Raw genomic sequence first — 19,162 nt, forward strand, 5'->3', positions numbered from 1 at the left:
TCTCAATTCCGGAAGTCAACGAGCTACAAAATTTGTTACCGATGTTGAAGTCGGGCGATACCCCTATCGAGATAGTCAGGTGTGTTTGCCACATACAATTGGCGGCACCCTAGCTTTTCGGCACATCATACACGCAGAATGTCAGCTCCCCATAAATCGACCCTCAATGCTCGCGTCCGCTGCGAACTTCTGCTTCCTGCCCTTGTAGCTGAACTGTAGACCTCACCGGCATTTTTGTAGGGCCAATGGGATTTGGACAAGCCAAACGCCCCTGGCCGTCAGGGTGAGGGCGCTGCCCTCCCCCTCGGGCAACCCTTTTAGACAGGCCGTGTCCTCGCTTTCAGCTGCGGGCCGCACCTACCTGTCGAAAAGCATTGCCTCGCCCCCACCCGCGTTCGCCACGTGGCAGATCAGCAGGAGCAGTCGCCTTCGGCGTCTGGCCTGCAAATCAGCCCTGATTATCCGGAAGGACAGTCAGATCGATCACAACAGGAGACATGCGCGGAAATGCTCGAGCCTCAAGAATGGAAAGGTTTTGCCATTTAGGATCCGCTAAGCCTCTGATTTTAAGCCAGTGGAAAACTCGTGATCGCACCAGTATTTCCTTTTGCGACTCATAGACTTGCCATCCGCAGAAGCGGATTTTTCCGGCCAGCGCCGTTCAAACTTGGTCAGGAGCATATTTTGCAATGCTGAGTGCCAAGCGCGAGCGACAGCTCAGCGCAGACAGCGACGTTTGCAAAGTCTTGGGGTCTGCAAGCCGGGCGGCGATCCCATGCTGCACGAGCAATGAAAGGAGCAGACCTTCGCCGCAGGTGCAGCCACCAACCATCATTGAACGGAAGGGATGCGGGACTTTTCAGGCTTTCGCTCCGAGTTCTCAAATGACTGCTATTTGCACATTGCGTCCGAGATGGAACGTGTCTTCTGCGGAAGGCGACCGTCGCAGATGACAGGTCGTCGATGTCTCGGTCAGATAACGCTCAGCTTAATTTTACTTCAGTGGCGTCAGGTGACTTCGAACAACGCTGCGGCCCCCATGCCTCCGCCGACACACATGGACGTAACCACGTATTTTTCGCCACGACGCTTGCCCTCAAGCAAAGCATGCCCGACTTGTCTCGCGCCTGTCATGCCGTAGGGGTGGCCAATCGATATAGCACCGCCGTTCACGTTGTAGAGCTCGGGATCAATGCCAAGATGGTCGCGGCAATAGAGCGCCTGGCAAGCGAATGCCTCGTTCAACTCCCAAAGCCCGATGTCATCGATACCGAGACCTGCATTCTTTAGCAATTTCGGTATGGCATGGATTGGGCCGATCCCCATCTCTTCCGGTGCATTGCCTGCGACTGCCATGCCGCGATAGATGCCAAGGGGTGTAAGGCCATGCTGGTCAGCAATTTTCCGTTCCTTCAGGACACAGGCCGAGGCCCCGTCGGAAAGCTGGCTTGCATTGCCGGCTGTGATGACGCCCCTTTCCAAAACAGGATTCAATTGGCCAAGTGTTTCGGCTGTCGTGCCTGGCCGGTTGCCTTCATCCTTGGACAAAGTCACCTCTTCCAGGGTCTCCTCCCCGGTTTCGCGGTTCCTGACCCGCTTGGTGGCGGTGATCGGGACAATCTCGTCGTCAAAGGCGCCAGCGGCTTGTGCCCGTGCAGTCCGCTTTTGCGAAAGTGCTGCGTATTCATCCTGAGCGTCGCGGCTTATCCCATATACCCGGGCCACATTCTCAGCCGTCATCAGCATCGGCATATAGGCATGTTCGCACTGGGCGGTAACGCTTGGGTCCTTCTCATCACCTGCCCACTTCAGATAGGCATTCTGCACCGCGGAAATATTCTCCTGCCCGCCTGCAACCGCAACGTTCTGCCGATCCACGATGATCTGTTTTGCGGCCGTCGCAATGGCCATTAATCCCGATGAACATTGCCTGTCTATCGTCTGACCTGACACAGTGACAGGAAGTCCAGCCGCCAGCGCGGATAAGCGGCCGACATTCAGCCCTCCTGTTCCGGCAGTCAGGACCGATCCGATCACAACATCTTCGATCAATCCGGGGTCCACTCCTGCACGTTCAACCGCGTGCTGAATGGCGTGCCCCATCATGGTTGGGGATTTGATGTTGTTCAGCGCACCCTTGAAGGCAACCCCAATAGGGGTTCGTGCGGTAGAGACGATAACGGCTTCTCTCATGATGTTCCCTTTTTGGCCTCAAAGTGCTCTGCAAGTGTCACGCCCGTGTTTGCGAGTTCCTCCAGCAAAGGCGCGGGTGTGAACCACATCTCGCCATAGGCGCCCAGCGATTGCCGGTAGTGGTTCATGCGGTCCAGAATGCGGGGCAATCCGACTTCATCGGCATAGTGCATTGGGCCGCCGCGCCAGTCGGGAAAGCCATAGCCGTTGACCCAGATCAGGTCGCAGTCCCCAGGGCGCGTTGCCATGCCTTCTTCAAGGATCAGAAAGCCCTCGTTGATCAAGGGATACAGACACCGCTCAAGGATTTCCTGATCGTCGATTTGTCGGTGCGCTACACCATGCCGTGTAGCCAGTTCTTCGCTGATTTGAACAACCTCGGGATCTTCAACCCGTGTCCGGCCCTCGTAGATATAGCTGCCTCGCCCGGTCTGCTGACCCAGTCGTCCCAATTCAAAAAGCCTGTCCTGGACTGCCTGGTATGCCGGATCATGCGGGATTTCACTTCGCCGCTCCTGACGCACGCGGGCGCCCACATCGATCCCAACCAGATCTGCCACCGCATGAATGCCCATGGCCATGCCGAAACTTTCGAGGACGTCATCTACCTGTTTCGGCGCCGCCCCCTCAAGCAGCAGCCGGGACCCTTCGCGGAAGTATGGCTCCAGCATCCGGTTCCCGACAAAGCCGTAGCATACGCCCACCGTGACAGGGAGCTTTCGGATCTTCTTTGCGACTGTGATTGCCGTCGCAATGACATCGGGTGCGGTCTTGGCGCCGCGCACCACCTCCAGCAAGCGCATGACATTGGCCGGGCTGAAGAAATGGAGACCAATCACATCCTCCGGACGGGACGTGACCGCGGCTATTTCATCAAGATCCAACGTCGATGTGTTTGAGGCCAGTATCGCGCCTGGCTTTGCGTGCCGGTCCAACGCTTCGAAAATCTGGCGTTTGACATTCATGCTTTCAAACGCTGCTTCGATGATCAGGTCGGCATCTGCGAGGTCTGCATAGCTGAGCGTCCCTGTGGCGTTGGATGCAATAGCCTCTGCCTGATCGGGACTGAACCGTCCCTTGTCAGCTGCACGCTGGAAGTGCTTTGAAACCTGATCCAGCCCCTGTTCCAGCCCCTGTTCCAGCGCCCCTTGTGTAGTTTCCAAAAATGTGACCGGATACCCCGCCTGAAGAAAGGCGATGCCGCGCCCCATTGTTCCCGCGCCGATCACGGCGACCGATGCAATGTCACGTGGCCGCTGCCCGCGTGAAACGCCGGGAACCTTGGTGCATTCACGCTCTGCAAAGAACAGATGGCGGCCGCGCGCGATTGAGGTGTGTCGAGCAATTCGGCAAATCCTGCCTTTTCCTGTGCAAGCCCCTGGGCCAGAGGCAATTCGCAGGCGGCCTGAAGCGATTTTAGGCATCGTTCAGGGGCGACAAGGTTTTTGGACCTTGGCGCGATCTCGGTCCGGAAACCCGCGAGAAAACCCTTCGGATCAGGGTGTGCGACTGTCATATCCACGCCACTGCGCTTCGGATCCCCCTCACGCACAATCCTGGTGGCGAACTCTATAGCATGTGCGCGAAAATCCTGGCCGTTCTCGAAAAGTGCGTCGACCAGCCCGCTGGGCAGAGCAAAATCGCCTTTCACAGGGTCACCGGAAAGGATCATCCGTGTCGCCACTTCCAGCCCGGCAATCCGTGGCAATCGTTGGGTCCCGCCTGCACCGGGCAGCAGCCCCAGTTTGATTTCGGGCAGGCCCATCAATGCCTCCGGCGCGGCAACACGGTAGTCACAGGCAAGTGCGATCTCCAGTGCGCCACCCATCGAAGGGCCTGCAATAGCCGCGACAACAGGTTTCCTACTGGTTTCAATCGTTACGCACAGGTCTGGCAGATCCGGTTTGTCCCAGACTGCCCCTGTGCGGAACTCGGCGATGTCGGCGCCGCCGCAAAAAAGCGGCAGTGCCGAACATAAAACAATAGCTTTGACCTGCTCGTCAGCTTCCAACTCATGAACGGCCGAAGAGAGCGCTTGCCGCATCTTCAGGCCAAGTGCGTTCACTGGTGGGGCGTTCAGCTCGATGACTGCAACGCTGCCGCTGCGTTCTATAGAGAACATTTTGGGAAACCTCAGATGGACTTTTGGGCAAGACCTTGTTCGATCTCGGCCCAGTCGTCGAAGTGGATGACATTGCAGCGAGAACTCACGTTCTCAAGCCAGACAAAGACCGAGATGAACGGCTGATCATAGACCCGGGTGGCATGGGGCTCGCCCGCGGCGTTCCAGATAAGCGATCCAGCAGCATAGTCCTGCCATTCGCCGGATCTGAACCGCCAGCCGGATCTCTCGGACAGGTTCAGATAAAGCTCAGGCGCGTCGTGGTTATGGTCGCGGTACAACGTCCGCGGACCCAGCATGAAGATACCCAGGCTGAAGTCCGGGTGGTGATGCCCGCAGGCGTCGGCGCCAATCAGCAAGGAATGCAAGTTGCACTTAATATACCCCTCTCCCAGGTCGGCGCCGGGCGGATAGAACTGCGCGTTGTCCTCGCGCCAGACCAGGTCATCCTTAGCCGCAGACAGGCATTTTGCGATTTCAAGCAGTTTGGGCTCGGTGATGCCGGCGATGGCTTGAGTCAGCACCTGATCATGACGGGTTCCCTGGGGAGGGACATCACGCTGCCGCCTGCAGGAAAGATCCATGGCTGCAAGCTTGTCCAGCGTCAGATCAACACCGGGCGCATCGCTGCGGTGGGTCTCCAAATACGCGACAATGGCTCGGATGAGGGCCTGAATACGGTGCTGCTTATCTGTCATGATTTCACGTCCGCGCCTGTTTAAATCTCTTGCCGCAAGAGTTTCTTGTCGAGCTTGCCAACACTGGTCCTGGGAAGCCGATCGATAAAGAATATTCGGTCTGGCACCGCCCACTTCGACAGGTCCCCCATGTCAGCGCGCGACGGGAATTCTTCCAGGATGACTTGGCGCACCTGATCCGGTTCAGCATTCTTTGCAAGCTGAGCAACCAGCACCGGCCTTTCGCCCCACTTGGCATGTGGCAGGCCAATCGCGGCCACGTCTTCGACGCCGGCACAAGCGGAGGCTATGTTTTCCAATGCCAGTGACGAAATCCATTCGCCGCCGGTTTTGATCACATCCTTGAGCCGGTCAGTGATCTGCAACGATCCATTCTCACGGATGTAGCCAAGATCCCCGGTGTGCAGATATCCGCCAGCCCACAGTTCGTCAGAGGCTTGCTCATTACCGAAGTAACCCTGGGTCATCCGCGACCCTCAGTTTCACCAGATCACAGCCACGCAGCTTGCTGTCGATGGCCAGGTTGAACAGGGCAAGATCCCTGTGGTTCCGGGCGATCTCCAAACGGACGCGAATGGCCCAGACGTGTTTTGGCAGGAGCGGCCGCTTCTGACCGACAACGCGCCCCTTGTTCCAGGCTGGGCGGCACGCGCGAATGGCGGGTAAATTGGCAATGGGCATGATAGGCTCTCCGATCCGCCACGCCCTTCCACGACACCAACCCGACGTTGGTGCATAATTCCAACATGCTATTTCGGCAGCGCGGCGAATTGCGGTTAGGTCAACCGAGCGATGAAATGGGGAATTCTCGGGCCGAGAGCGAAGCTTCGAAGGTATTGCCCGTGCCTGGATGAACGTCCGCAATGGATGAATTGGCTGACAAGCCTCGCGCCTGCAGCATCCAGCACCGCGTGCCTCATTCGCATGTCCGCTCCAGGGCTGATCCGGGCCTTTTCCATACTCGTCTTGAACGCCCGTTCTTGGGTGGGCAAATCCCGAGCTTTCAGCTCGTGATCGGGCTCTATCCGGATACCGACTGCATCGGCATCCGGACGGAACCTGTGTAGCTCAAACTCCCTGCGGCCCGGGAGCGGCGGAATGCGTCTCGTTACGAGCCACTTTCCACCGCGGCCACAAGTCGTTTGAACTACACAGTTTCCGCCCCCGGGGGGGGTGACGATCCCTTTTGCAGGAGCAAGACTTGGCTGTTTTGCCGGGGCAACTGCGCCCTCAGCAAGAGACAGTGGCAATCCGCGCGGGGCGCGCGGATTGCATATCCCAGGAGTCGAGGCAGGGCATCGACGGGCTGCGCCCGCTCCCCCCTGCCCCGGCATTTTCCGTTTGATTGGTCCGCCTGCCATCCGGAAGACACGAGGTCTTCCGAAGTGAAAATCAGGAAGGCTTCGCCACTGGCGGAACAGGAGGCACGAGCGGGGATGCTGGAGACACGAAAAAGGAAAGGTTCTGTCGCAAATGGCAAAACTATGTGTCGCCCGACACAAGGGTTGTCAAACGTCAGACAAAACTGACCCGATGATGACTGTTTTTAAGGACAAATTGCCTGCACCTGCCAAGCATTTCCACCCCAATTGTCAAGCATTTCTGACCCAAGCCAAGCCGTTTTTCGCTGCAAACGCAGCCAAGGCGCCATCCTGTGTCCTCTTTGCGCAGGCAGCTGACGTTGCTGCTTCATGCAGTGGACGGCAGGTTCGAGCCCAAGGCAGCCATTGCCATTTCTCGCTGCGTGCGCTCGCAGCACCAAAATCGCCGCGATTGCATCATCTTCAGCGCCGCCATGCGGCGTGAAGCGCGGCCATTCGTTCGGGATGCAGCGAGGTTGTCAGCGGCAATCTACAGGTTGCGGGACAAAACCGACATTGACGATGCTTCAACGGACGGCTGCAACGCATGATGAGAGTTAACTGTCACTATTGACAATTATTGGCGCTACCCTTATTTGCTGTCACACTTGACAATTTAGGGAAACGCGATGCTCGCACGAAAGTTTATGATCAATTCTGCACTTGGTTTGTCTTGCGCTCTGAGCGCATCTGCCGTGTCGGCTGAAACTGGTGCGCTAACCGCAAGCGTTGAAGGCATTCGCAACTCGAATGGCGAACTGGTCGTTGCGGCCTTCGATGACGCAGCCGCGTTTGAAGCGATGAACGTCATGAACGCTGCGGCTTTGGCCATCGTTCCAGCAAATGAGGGTCGTGTGTCAGTGACATTCCATGATCTTCCTACCGGTTCATACGCAATTGCGGCCTTGCATGACGAGGATGGTGACGGCGATCTCGACCGCAAAGGAGAGGTTCCAACCGAAGGTTACATCTTTGCTTCTATGGGCCGAAGTGGTCTTCCACCAAAGTTTGGTGATGCCTTAACCGTCGCGGGACCGAATGCGTCCAGAACGCTGTCGCTACTGTACTGGAACTAAGATGGTTGGTCGTCCGTCAAACCGCGATGATCGCTATGAGCAGGTCATGCAAGCTCTCATTCACTGCGTGGCTCGCTATGGTGTAGAAGGCGCGTCGCTTGCACAGATTGCTGAGGAAGCGGGATTGAAGCGCCCGTTGGTGCGCCACCATCTTGGCAACCGTGAAGACATGATCGCCGCGTTGCAGGACTATGTTTTTCGCGGTTTTACTGAGCAGACTGAATCCATGATTGCCGCAGCGCCCCCGATCCATGGGTCCAAATGGCTTGTTGATATCCTGTTTTCGGAGGCCGGTACGTCGTCACCTGAATACGTTTTGGTTTTTGCGGCGCTGACGGCACGGGCCGCCGAGGACGCTGATCTCCAAGCTGAATGTCGAAGTGTTGTTCTCGATTTCGAAGACGCGGTTTCCACCATTCTACGATCTGATTTCCCTGGCGCTGACAATGACCAGTTGCAGGCAACAGCACATGGCATCGTAGCCGTCTATTTCAACGCAACATCACTAGCTTCATTGAGCATGTCTGTGGTGTGGCAAGCGCGCGCAAAAGCCACGGCTCAGATGCTTCTCAACACTTTGAAAGACGCGAAATGACCCGCTCTCGACTGCTGAACTACGCAACCTTCGTGATCCTGATGATCTCAACGGCCCTCGGCTTTCAAGCGCTCTGGGGGCTCATGTTTCTCTATTGGACGATCCCAAACTTCTACTCGGGCCATGCGTTTCTGCTGTCCGATGTGACCCGCGATGAAGACCCGATCCTGTTTTGGCTGATCCAGATTGCTTGGGTGGTCTTAGGCCTGTTGTTGGTCATTCTCGACTTCTTGCCGCAAATTACCTGAGGAGGTCCAGACATGAGACCCATGCTGCATCTTTTGCCCGTCGAAGCCTATACCTCGCAAGCCTGGTATGACCGCGAGATGCGCGACATCTTCTCAAAGACCTGGCGCTATGCCGGTTTCATGGAAGATGTGAGCGAACCGGGCCAGTACATCACCGTTCAAGCCGGTTTGAACAACATCTTCGTGGTGATGGGCCGGGATCGCCGTCTGCGCGCATTCCACAACATATGCCGTCATCGCGGCACACAACTGATCCGTGCAGTTGGTAAGACGCAAAAGGCTCTAACCTGCCCATACCATGACTGGACATACGATCTGGAAGGCAACCTGGTCTCTGTTCCGGAGGAAGAAGAGGAGTTCGGACAGGTGGACAAATCTTGCCTCGGCCTAAAGCCTGCCAAAGTGGATATCTGGAAGTCGATGATCTTCGTGCATCCCGATCCAGATGCGCCGTCAATTGCTGAATGGTTCGGACCCAATGAGCCGCATATCGGACCACATGTTCCTGAGGAGCTTGTCGAATACGAAGAGCTAAACACGAGCTATGAGATCAAGGCCAACTGGAAGGTTGTCGTTGAGAATTACATTGATGTCTATCACCTGAGTCATCTGCATTCGAACACGCTGCAGATGTATGACCACAAGGCGGCCAAATACCATTGGGAAGGCCCGCACTACATGTTCTGGGAACCACCAGTCGAAGCGTTTCTAAAAGATCAGGATAGCAAGCTGATCGCTCCGCGTGTGATCCCAAAAGACATGAATGGCGCTTGGGTGCCGATGCTGTTTCCCGGCATCGGGATTGGTGCGAGCGAAGATGGCTGGAACGTCTTCATCATCGAACCGCTTGGACCAGAACTAACCCGGGTTCACAATCGCGGCCGTGTCTCCAACAGCTCAGGCTGGGAGTTCACCAAACAGTCCATGAAGTCGTCGGTGTTTTGGACCAAGTTCGGCCTCAGCGGTAAGTACGAAGCCCATGACGCCATGAGTAAAGACGATCCCATGGTTGCAGGCGACTTCACCAGCGAAGACATCTATGCCTGCGAACAGCAGCAAAAGTCACTGCATTCCCCCTACTTCGAAACCGGCCCCGCAGCGGTCGGTGAAAGCCCTGTGATTGACCATCAGAAAGTGGTCCTTGAATGGCTGGGAGAGAAGGCATGACGCGCGACTTTTACCCGCTGACCGTGCTCGACACTCGCGAAGAAATCGGTGGCTTGGCCAAAACGGTCATGTTCGACGCGCCCGACAACTTGCGGGAAACCTTTTCGTGGCGACCCGGCCAACATCTGTCATTCAGATTCATCGTTGCGGGCGAAGAACAACGCCGTAGTTACTCAATCTCGTCGTCTCCCTTCACCGGTGATCCTCTAAGGATCACCGTGAAACGGGTCAAAGGAGGCATGGTCAGCAATCACATCAACGATAATGTGCAAAAGGGCGATGTGATTGATGTGATGCCCCCTTTTGGTGGGTTTTGCCTCGATCCCAAGCAGAGCGCACGCCGCACGCACTATTTCTTTGGTGCAGGTTCGGGCATCACGCCTCTCTACGCGATGCTTAGCTCCGTCATGGCAGCGGAACCTAATTCGTTTGCACACTTGGCCTATGGCAACAACAATGAAAAGGGCATCCTGCTTGAGGAGGAGTTGAACGGCGTTTGGACTGCCCATCCAGAAAGGATGTCTATTCACCATGTCTTCTCAAAGCCTGGTTGGTGGTCTAGCGCTGACTACTGGCGCAAGGGTATCGTTGACAAAGATGCCATCGAAGCTCTGATCGCAGAGAACCCGCCCTACGCCCAGGATGCCCAATACTATGTTTGTGGACCAGGCGGCATGAATAAGGCCGTGAAAACGGCGTTGATGTCGCTCGACGTGCCAGCAAGCCGTATCCACATGGAAAGCTATAGTGGGGCTGCCGAACTCGATACGAGCGTCGAAGGGGTCGCATCGTCAATGGAGATGACACTCGGCGGTGCCCAACATACCGTGAATATTTCCCAAGGTCAGACCATATTGGAAGCGGTCAAAGCCGCAGGATTCATACCGCCGTTCTCGTGCCAATCAGGGGTGTGCGGAGCATGCCGTGCCAAGTTGGTCTCTGGTGATGTTCACATGCGCGCTCGCATGGCGCTGGAAGACAAAGACATTGCAAACGGAGCGCTGCTAACCTGCCAGTCTTTGCCAACGACCAAGAAACTATCGGTCAGTTATGACTAAGACTTTCTCCAGTGAAGAAGCCGGAACGTTCTTTCTTGCCAGTATAGGCCTAACTCTTGTCACGTGGCGCATCAGCTTCACGCTCGGCGCCCATGGCGAGGTGTTTTACTCTGACTTCTTGTCGATCTGGTTTGTATCCCTTGCCGCACTCGGTGCGAGCTTCGTTGTTGGCAGAACTGCGGACGGAACGCGATATCTGACTTGGTGGGGTACACTGCTTCTCAGTTTGCCCACTGTCGCCATGACCTCCGCAATCTGGTCCTCCAATCCGGAGGCTCTGCCATACTTCTCTCTTCTTTTGCTTCCGGCAATTCCGTACACCGCATACATGCTGCTATCTGTCGCCGTGCCCGAGGCCGCTGAGCTTCACAGCAAGCAGCTCTTTCGATGCCTGGTCACCATAGTGGTCATCGTGAATGTCGTGAGCTTTGTGGTCGGGAAAAATAACTTTGCCTTCATGACCTGCGATGATTTTAGCATCGCAGGTGATCATTTGCCTGAGAACTGTTGGCGCGGCTAAGAGACGCCAGCCTCTCTAGATTTCACCATCAAAGCAGCTTGTATCGCCAAAGCTGACATTCAGGCTTGGCGCAGCATCGGTCGAAGTGGGCTCAGTGCCGCCCGAATGCCAACGCAGCAAGCACCGCGATAGGGACAGGACGGAACCGGCCATCAGCGAAAAGGGCTAAACCCTTGAACTTCAGTGGTCTCTTTCGCGGGGCGGTCGTTCGTGTTTAATGAGCCGACCTCGGGGCCGGAAGCGGCGAAATAGGGTGAAGAGCCCAACCAGTACTTTGGAATTTGCCGCTGCGCGCGAAAGCAGCGCTAATTTTACGGCGCGCGTATAATCGCAAACGCGGCATCGCGGCGTGAAAACCGGCCATTGATCCTAGTCGCAGCAAGTTTAATTCAACCGAATGATTGAACTGCTTATTTTGATATCGTCAGCTGCGTTGCCTCATACGTTGGCAGGTTTCGATTGACGGCCGGCAGCAGAGCAAGTCGAATTGTGCGGCGCTGCGCCGTGCTGACTGAAAGCCGGTTTAGTTCTGTATCTTGGCGGAATATCTGTTTTGCTTTGCGGTTCACTGCGTCGCGAGATCACTTTGAGAATTGACTGCAAGCCGGACGATTGGGAAATCCCTGCATTCCTGCATCGCGCTGGCCTCGCAGACTTGTTGGAGCGCATTGGCGGCTTGAACAGCGAGGGTTGAAACAATCTGAAATACACTGAACAAGCGCGTCTTCTACTGTCCTGTATACTTAGGTCTCGCCCGACACTGACCTTCATTGACGCGGATGAGGTCGGTCTTCTTTGGGATGTCCTGAAGCCAATGATCGACCACTACGTCGAGTCGGGTACCGCCGTGTTGGTCTTTACGTCTGAGCGCGGGGTGAAAATGAGATATGGCTGCCAAATCCGGCGTTCTGCGTTCCCTCAGCCGACGTGTTCAGTCTCGGTATCGGTTCCATCAGTCTGAGGATGAATCCTTCTGGCTATGACATCCAAGTTTTTGCGATGTTTTCGCAAGGCGCGAAACCATCAAGTGTCTTGAGGCGGCGCGAGACGTTGTTCAGTGTGTTCCTCCGATACGCAACCATTTCGCCGCATCAGGCTCGGTTTTTTCGAACATCAAGTGCGATTTCATCTTCTCGTCCTTGCACATTTTGTCTTGCTCAAACAGGACGTCTGGACTGAACCGTTTCCGGCCGCATCAGATGTTATTGGCGGGGGCAACCAAGTTTCAAAACCTAAGCCGACCCCTCGCTGTCGACCTACAAAAACCCGCCGTAGATATCGACTTCGGCGATATGCAGGATTTCATTTTCCAGCGATACGCGCATCTGGTCACCGATGATGCCGCCAACGTGAATCTGCTGCGAGTGGTCCTGCGTCAGATCGGCAGAGCTCCATACAACAACATCGTCATCGAGGATCTCGACATTCGCCCCTTCCAGGCGCCGGCTGGTCCAATTGTCCTGTCGGTTTTCCAGCATGATTGTCTCGATAAGCGCATCTGCACCCAGGTCGATAGACAGCCATTCGCTGTCACTTCGCTGAGTGTGGTTAAAAGTGGTGACATCGCCATCGAGAACCAAGTGCGCGCCGTAATTTCCATACAGGCTGGACATGCTGACCGCTTGCATCTGGTCCAGCCTGTCGGTGAGGTTCTCGTGCCCGAAAATATCGACTTCTGCCACGTGCAGGTGGTCGCCATCGTTACTGTAGATGCGCAATTCGTCCGCAAATACCGCTCCGAAATCGAACGACTGATTGACGGCAGAAGTCAGGGTATGCTCCGCAACCCAGGTGCCGTCATTGTAGAGTTCAACCGTCGCTCCGTCGAGGCGCCCGTTGACGATCGCCTGGTGAGCAGTGTCCCCGTCATTGCGGTTCCAGATTGTGACGGCTTCGATCAAAGCCTCGCCGCCTAAATCGACCGACAGCCAACTTGCACTGTCGGACAACGCGGTGTGGTTGAAGGTATCGATATCATTGTCGAGGATTTTGTCGGCTGCGCTTGAGCTATCGGCGGTGCTGGATGCGACCGCGGTCACGCCTGGCAGGGTATCAGTGAGGTTCGCGGCATAGCTGCGCCCCTCATAGTACCCGGTGCTCACGTAATGATCAGTGGCGATCGTGGTGTTGGCCCCAAAGGCTGCCGCGAGGTCGGTATAGTTTTCCAGATATTGCTCGGCATCAAATGTAATCTGGCGCTGCTCGGCCCGGCCGTTCACCTCATAATGCGCCTTGGCGGCGTCAAGGTCATAGCCAAACGCGTCGATGAGATCATCGTAAGAGGCCAGATATTGTAGTGCCTCCAAATCACTCAGGGGTGTGGGATCATAAACCCGCGATGCCGCGGCCGAGAGAAAGCCAAAGGTCACGTCATAGGTGTTGTCGCTATTGGCAACAGAGGTTTGCGTGAGCGACCGGTCTGCGAACCCTGAAAGCGCGACTGTACCCGCCGAACCAAGCGTCAGGGTCGCGTCATTGCCCGACACCCCCGTTGTAAAGGCGCTCGGGTCGACCACGTTTTTGAAGATCAGAGTGTCTGCGATCTCGAAATCCGTGATCGTGTCGTTGCCGAACACGCCGTCCATCATAAACGTGTCCGCGCCTGCGCCTCCGGTCAGGATGTCGTTGCCTTCGCTGCCGACAAGGACGTCGTTGCCATCCGCGCCGACCAGGATGTCGTCGCCGCCGTGACCCACAAGAATATTGTCGCCGCTGTCACCGCCCAGCACGTCGTTGTTGTCGGTGCCTTTCAGTCCCTCCATCCCGTGCAGGTTCGCCACGCGCGTGCCTGCGTTGGCGTCAGGGTTGTGCTCGTCGGAGTTCGGCGTCAGAAAGGTGCCGCTGGTGGCGTATTCCGCGTTCCAAAGGCTCCAATCGGATGCTTCCAGGACCCAGGCCGTGATAGCGGCATCGCCCAGATTGGCGTAGATTCCACCCGAATAGTTGTTGTTCACCTGGCTACCGAAGCCCGCGACCATATTGGCGAAGCCATTGCTGTCGATGGAATAGATGCTTTCGAAAGACGCGATATCGGTGCCGGTGCCGCCATAGAGGTCATCGGGGTTGGTACCGGAATGGCCCACCGCGTGCAGCACATCGTCGCCAGACCCACCGTACAGCTTGTTGCCCCCCTGATCGTTGCCGAAAAGCACGTCATCGCCCGCGCCCCCGAACATCTCGACACCTGCTGCAGTGTCGAACCAATTGCCGTAGGTCTGGCTGTCGTAGCTGCTCGAATACATGACGTTGTCGGAATTTGTTCCCGCCAGCGCTTTATCATTGCCAAAGAGAATCGAAGCACCGTAGTCGCCCATGATCCAGACACCATCGGCCCCGGATGTCGACAGCATCGTATCCAGCGCGTCCTGCTGGGTCGTATCGCCGCTGTCGGGATCGTCGAGCACTAGGTCGATGCCGGAGAGTGTGGTCGCCGTGGTGGTGAAGAAGCCGCTACCTTTGTCAACACTCTTAACATACAGCGAGTTGGCCAGCAGGTTATCCAACAGCTCTTGCTTAATCGTGGCATCATAAAAGATGGACGCGTCGAAGCCCGTCTCACCCTCCAATACAGATGTCGTGAGGAAGTCGAGCGACATCGTTAGGTACTTATAGTCCTCTGTGCTGAAAGAAGTCGTCGCACCCGACAGCAGACTGAAGGAGGCCTCGCCGGTAATGTCGGCGCCAGAGCTGTCCTGGGCCAACACGACGGTATCGCCCCAGAGGTCCAGATCGTTGATGAAGACTTGAGAGGGGCTGGTGACCATTTGCTCGATCGCAAGCCCGACATTGGCGTCCATCCCGTCTACGATCAGGTCCTTCAGTGCCGCTGACCCGAAGGTGAAGCCAATTTCAACCGCTGCGGAGGCCAACACGCCGCCGGGTGCCTTCTTTGCCAGGCTGGAGGCAACCGAGGTGACCAGTTCGGCCATATCGTCATAGGACGTGTCGGGGGTCTGGGTCTCTGGGAGGTCCACATAGGTCACGGATGTGCTGCGCGAGGTGGCACCTATGATGAAGGTATCGGCTTCGTTGTAAGAACCTGCCGCGTTTCCGTTCGACGAGTTGCTGCCATCGCCCCAGACCTGGATATTGCTGGTTTGCGCGATATCGACATTGGCAATGATCACGTCGCTGCCGCTGCCGCCATGGACGATTTCGGCGACGTCCTCTCCGACGTCGCCCGCGACGATGGTGTCGTTGCCGCCCGCGCCGTAAAGGGTGTCGCTATCGGCGCCGCCAACCAGCGAGTCATTGCCATCGCCTGCATTGAGGGTGTCTTGGCCTTCACCGCCATCCATGACGTCATTGTCCGCGCCGCCGGTCATCGTATCGTTATCAGACCCGCCATACATAGTGTCGTCGCCGTCGCCACCGGCCAAAGTGTCTTGTCCACTGTCTCCATAGAGCAGGTCATTTCCGACCTGGCCCTTGATGTAGTCGTCGCCGTTCCCGCCGATGAAAGTATCATCATAGTCGGTTCCAAAGAGCGAATCCGCTCCCTTGCCCGCATCAACTGTGATGCCGAACCGGGCCCCGTTGCCATAAACCTCGTCATTCTCGTCAGTCAGGATAAAACTTTCGACATCGCGGGTTTTGACATCAAGGCTATCGAGCTTGTGATCGCCGCTAACATGCTTGCCAAAACCGCCTTCGATGTGGAAATCGTATTCGTCATCGACATTCATGATGACGCGCTTGAGGTCGCTGCCGCCGAATTCCAACGTATCAACACCAGTGCCGCCATAGTAGAAGATATTGGGGTTGTCTGCGACATTCCCCATGTCGTCTTGGTGCAGATACATTAGCACCAGATGATCGTTGCCGGTGTCGCCGAAAATATCGAAATCGTTGATGTTTTCCTTGGTGATCTCATTGTAAATCGCGTAGCCGGAAAACTCTTCGTTCGTTTGATTGATCTTCTTCCAGTCGGGCATTGAGGGAACTCCTATCGACGGGGCACACCCCTTTGGGCCTGCGCCAGTTGGGCAGGGTGAAATAGTTGGATCTTCCGAGCGGGATTAATCGCCTTCTGTGATCGTTCTACTCCGAGTTTTGGCGTCGATCTCGTGACAACCTGTGACAAATGGCTGTAACAATTTGAATTTGATCTATTCCTCACGCTCCAGAGGTAGACGCAATTCTGCGCGCAATCCGCCTTCTGGGCGATTGAACAGACGGATTGTGCCGCCTTGATCGGTGACGATGGTCTTGACGATGGCCAATCCAAGCCCACTGCCCGTGGCATCCTCTTCCAAACGCTGGAACGGTTCAAATACACGGTCCAACTGATCTTCCGGTATGCCTGGACCAGAGTCATCAATAGTGACGACGGCATCTGTGCCATCCTGATAGACATGGGCGTAGGCTTCACCACCGTATTTACAGGCATTCTCGACCAGATTGCCGAGGCAACGCTGAATTGCGTTAACCCTACAAGTGACCAGCACATCGCTGTAATCCGCCATCGTGGCATCATACCCTTGGTCGACTCGATCCTCAATCACGACCTCGAGTAGTTGGCCCAGATTCACCTTCTGAAAGTCTCCGTCGCGCATTACAGCCCGCGAAAACGCCATAATCGAGTCCACAACCCCCTCGACGCGGTCCAAGTGGGTTTCAATCTGGTCGCGCGTGGCGTCAGGTCCGACAGAGGCTACCAGACGTTTGACGCCGGCCAACGGCCCGCGCAGATCATGCGCCAAACTTCGCAGCAATCCGATCTGGTAATCCACCGACTGAGTGACGCGTTCGTTCATACGATTGAACGAACCGATGATTTCACGCGTGTCGCGCGGCCCCTCGACCGCAAGGATTAACGCTGCCTCACCACGCCCCAACCGCTCTGCCTCGCGGGAAAGCCTGCGAAGCGGCCGCATAACCCTGCGCCCGATCCCAAGAAAGATCGCAGCCAGGCACAACGACACGACGGTCGAGATCATCAGCTTGGTGTAGTAGGCATTCACCGGCGACAGGCGGCTGAGCGTGTAGACCGACAGCCAGTTTCCGGTTTCCACATGCTGCACCGACACCCGCACGACTTCGGCCGGGGGATTGATGTGGAATAGGTTGAACAGAGTGTCGGGTGGTGCCGGACGCTCTCGGCGGACCCAACCGGGCATGCCGCGGGGTTTTCCGGGGTCCATTGCGGCGAGTGTTCGCGGCGGTTCGCCCAGCCGCAAAAGCGGCGATTGTTCTCTAGCCGGTCCATGCGGCGGCGGAGGTGAGGGATAAGCGCGTTTGGTCATGATGACCGCCTGAGCGGGTAGCCCAGCCTCTTGCAGCCAGGTCAGCGCCTCGGCCTCCGCACCGGGGCGACGGACAACGCTATCAAAAAGCGGCCGCAACTTCCCGTACTCCATAACCGTTCCCATGTTTCCCAATGCGCCAGCAAAAATTGCGCGCTGCTCTGTCGGAAGTTCGATCACCGTGGCGAAAACCCGTGCGGCATTGTTTAACGTACGCCCCTCAAATACCGCCTTGGAGCGCTGGACGTCTGCTATGCGCGAGACAGCCACGTTAACGATCTGCCCACTCAGGACCAAAGCGATGGTCGATAGCATCAGTTGCTGACCTAAGGTCAGGCGCAAAGGCCGCCACATTGTTTTGCCTCCTTATCTTATCATTGAGTTTTTTTGGGGGTAACACATGCTTAGGTGTTTTGCAGAAACACAGGTAGCGAGACTCGAGGACCCACCCGGATGAGCGCCAGTATTCTGATCGTCGATGACGACGTCGAAATCGTTTCTGAACTTGACAAGGCATTGACAACTGCGGGCTACAGCACCCGGCACACCACCAACGTGCCCGAAGCGCGCCGGGCGTGGAGCGATGCGCCAACGGACCTGTGCCTTGTCGATATCGTGATGCCAGGCTTGTCGGGGCGAGTCTTTTGTAGCGAGATCAGCGAACGCTCCGACGCAGGCGTAATCATGATGAGTTCGCTCAGCGATGAAGAAACGATCATCGCCCTGCTCGACCTTGGCGCCGATGACTACCTTATCAAACCGTTTTCCACGTCGGAGTTGTTGGCGCGGATCCGCGCAGTCATGCGCCGAAAGGGCAAGCAGACAAACCGCGTTGCCAGCAGAGACGTGCAAATTGGCGAATGGGCCTTTGACCCCCAACTCCGACGGCTGTCGCGAACCGACGGGGTTGCGGTCCCTCTCACGCAAAGCGAGGCGTCGGTCTTGTGGTTTTTGTCTCGAAGCCCAGGCATCGTGTTCTCCCGCGAAGACCTCCTTGCCGTTGCAAGTAGGCGTCAACACTCGGGAAAAGACGATCGCGCAGTGGACGCATTGATAAAACGCCTGCGGCGCAAGCTCGAACCCGATCCAACTCATCCGACGCACATCTTGACAGAATGGGGCAAGGGATATGCATTCAGGCTTTGAGTACGTCGGGACATGTGTCATCCAGCGGCAATACGGACGCCCCGCTATGGCGTGGGTCACACGGCCTTGCAACGATCAAGATTGAATCGCCTCGTTTTTCACAGCTTTTAGATGACTACTGGCGTAACGCTGCGTTGAAGCCAGACATCAGCACGCAGTGTCCTTACTGAACGACAATAGAAAGCCGAAGGTAATTTTGAGCAATTAGGCAACAAACATGAACCGTGATCAAAATTCGATCTGCCGACACGGCAGGCAATCGTGTTGTAGTTTGTCCGTGTTTGGCTTGTCTGAACAAGTTTCAGCGTCAGCGTCAGCGCGGTCTCGGTTGGGGCGAAATCGGCACGCTCGAATGACTGCAATGACGACACGCAACACGCCGTGTTATTGGGTTCGTTGCGCCTGCGAGCATATGCTGCGTGAGCAAAGGCGTGAAAACGAATGTCGGGAGAGTCCGCTCAGCCGTCTTTGCCAGGCGGACTTTTCAACGGCCGCTTAGTACCGTTCGTGACGTGCCGCGCGCGTAAAAGACCGGGAAACAATCAAGGTCCGCATAGGGCTCATGCCGTCGGCGGTTTGGGGGGCGAAACACCATGGGAGTACAGGGGATTGTGCACAGTTTCGGTGTCTTCCGTTGACTACTAGGTCCTTTCCCATAAACTTTTCTCAAAGGTTCCCCTCCGATGATAAGAACCCAAGGGGTTCTCCGTTTAGCTAGTCGGAGGGGTCGTGA

14 protein-coding genes and 1 pseudogene are annotated in these 19,162 nt (G+C 56.3%); 7 read left to right on the plus strand and 8 right to left on the minus strand.

Translation table 11 applies throughout. From position 1 onward, the window contains the following. Positions 1 to 1,008: 1,008 nt before the first annotated feature. The 6 genes and pseudogenes from L1069_RS21805 to L1069_RS21830 form a co-directional block, all read right to left on the minus strand. The gene (locus L1069_RS21805; protein WP_237457029.1) at positions 1,009 to 2,193 is read right to left on the minus strand and encodes an acetyl-CoA C-acyltransferase; all 1,185 of its coding nucleotides are present in this window, start codon (positions 2,191 to 2,193) and stop codon (positions 1,009 to 1,011) included. After that, positions 2,190 to 3,404: a 3-hydroxyacyl-CoA dehydrogenase gene (locus tag L1069_RS21810; protein ID WP_237457030.1), complete on the minus strand. Its 1,215-nt coding sequence runs from the start codon at positions 3,402 to 3,404 to the stop codon at positions 2,190 to 2,192. The genes L1069_RS21805 and L1069_RS21810 overlap by 4 nt, the downstream gene beginning before the upstream one ends. A 14-nt stretch (positions 3,405 to 3,418) precedes the next feature. Then, positions 3,419 to 4,315 carry an enoyl-CoA hydratase/isomerase family protein gene (locus L1069_RS21815; RefSeq protein ID WP_237457031.1) on the minus strand — a complete coding sequence of 299 codons (897 nt, stop codon included), beginning with the start codon at positions 4,313 to 4,315 and terminating at the stop codon, positions 3,419 to 3,421. Between the two features lie 11 nt (positions 4,316 to 4,326). Next, positions 4,327 to 5,013, minus strand: coding sequence for a dimethylsulfonioproprionate lyase family protein (locus L1069_RS21820; protein WP_237457032.1), 687 nt, complete (start codon positions 5,011 to 5,013; stop codon positions 4,327 to 4,329). A gap of 20 nt (positions 5,014 to 5,033) precedes the next feature. Then, positions 5,034 to 5,480, minus strand: a complete 447-nt coding sequence (locus tag L1069_RS21825; protein WP_237457033.1) for an AMP-binding protein — start codon at positions 5,478 to 5,480, stop codon at positions 5,034 to 5,036. After that, positions 5,479 to 5,694 (minus strand): annotated as a pseudogene (locus L1069_RS21830) (integrase); the annotation flags it as partial. The pseudogene L1069_RS21830 and the gene L1069_RS21825, both read right to left, overlap by 2 nt. A 1,309-nt stretch (positions 5,695 to 7,003) precedes the next feature. On the opposite strand from L1069_RS21830, the gene L1069_RS21835 reads away from it, so the two are divergent. From L1069_RS21835 to L1069_RS21860, 6 genes are read left to right on the plus strand one after another with little or no spacing between them, the layout of a single operon-like run. Then, the gene (locus L1069_RS21835) at positions 7,004 to 7,450 is read left to right on the plus strand and encodes a DUF2141 domain-containing protein (protein ID WP_237457034.1); all 447 of its coding nucleotides are present in this window, start codon (positions 7,004 to 7,006) and stop codon (positions 7,448 to 7,450) included. A 1-nt stretch (position 7,451) separates the two neighbouring features. Then, complete coding sequence (locus tag L1069_RS21840) at positions 7,452 to 8,045, plus strand: TetR/AcrR family transcriptional regulator (RefSeq protein ID WP_237457035.1); 594 nt, start codon at positions 7,452 to 7,454, stop codon at positions 8,043 to 8,045. Then, complete coding sequence (locus tag L1069_RS21845) at positions 8,042 to 8,293, plus strand: hypothetical protein (RefSeq protein WP_237457036.1); 252 nt, start codon at positions 8,042 to 8,044, stop codon at positions 8,291 to 8,293. The genes L1069_RS21840 and L1069_RS21845 overlap by 4 nt, the downstream gene beginning before the upstream one ends. Before the next feature lie 12 nt (positions 8,294 to 8,305). Then, positions 8,306 to 9,460 (plus strand): aromatic ring-hydroxylating dioxygenase subunit alpha, encoded by a 1,155-nt coding sequence (locus L1069_RS21850; RefSeq protein WP_237457037.1) that lies wholly within the window; start codon positions 8,306 to 8,308, stop codon positions 9,458 to 9,460. After that, entirely contained in the window at positions 9,457 to 10,518 is a 1,062-nt protein-coding gene (locus L1069_RS21855; protein WP_237457038.1) for a ferredoxin--NADP reductase, read from the plus strand. Before L1069_RS21850 ends, L1069_RS21855 begins: the two co-directional genes overlap by 4 nt. Continuing rightward, positions 10,511 to 11,038, plus strand: coding sequence for a hypothetical protein (locus L1069_RS21860; protein ID WP_237457039.1), 528 nt, complete (start codon positions 10,511 to 10,513; stop codon positions 11,036 to 11,038). The genes L1069_RS21855 and L1069_RS21860 overlap by 8 nt, the downstream gene beginning before the upstream one ends. 1,256 nt (positions 11,039 to 12,294) lie before the next feature. On the opposite strand, the gene L1069_RS21865 is transcribed toward L1069_RS21860, so the two are convergent. Both L1069_RS21865 and L1069_RS21870 read right to left on the minus strand, forming a co-directional pair. Continuing rightward, positions 12,295 to 15,972: a discoidin domain-containing protein gene (locus L1069_RS21865; RefSeq protein WP_237457040.1), complete on the minus strand. Its 3,678-nt coding sequence runs from the start codon at positions 15,970 to 15,972 to the stop codon at positions 12,295 to 12,297. Between the two features lie 174 nt (positions 15,973 to 16,146). After that, entirely contained in the window at positions 16,147 to 17,637 is a 1,491-nt protein-coding gene (locus L1069_RS21870; protein WP_237457041.1) for a HAMP domain-containing sensor histidine kinase, read from the minus strand. Positions 17,638 to 17,736: 99 nt separating this feature from the next. On the opposite strand from L1069_RS21870, the gene L1069_RS21875 reads away from it, so the two are divergent. Beyond that, on the plus strand, positions 17,737 to 18,429 hold the full coding sequence (locus tag L1069_RS21875; RefSeq protein WP_237457042.1) for a response regulator transcription factor: 693 nt from the start codon (positions 17,737 to 17,739) through the stop codon (positions 18,427 to 18,429). Positions 18,430 to 19,162 lie beyond the last annotated feature (733 nt).

The sequence above is a fragment of the Leisingera sp. MMG026 genome (assembly GCF_021654205.1).
Classification (GTDB): Bacteria; Pseudomonadota; Alphaproteobacteria; order Rhodobacterales; family Rhodobacteraceae; genus Leisingera.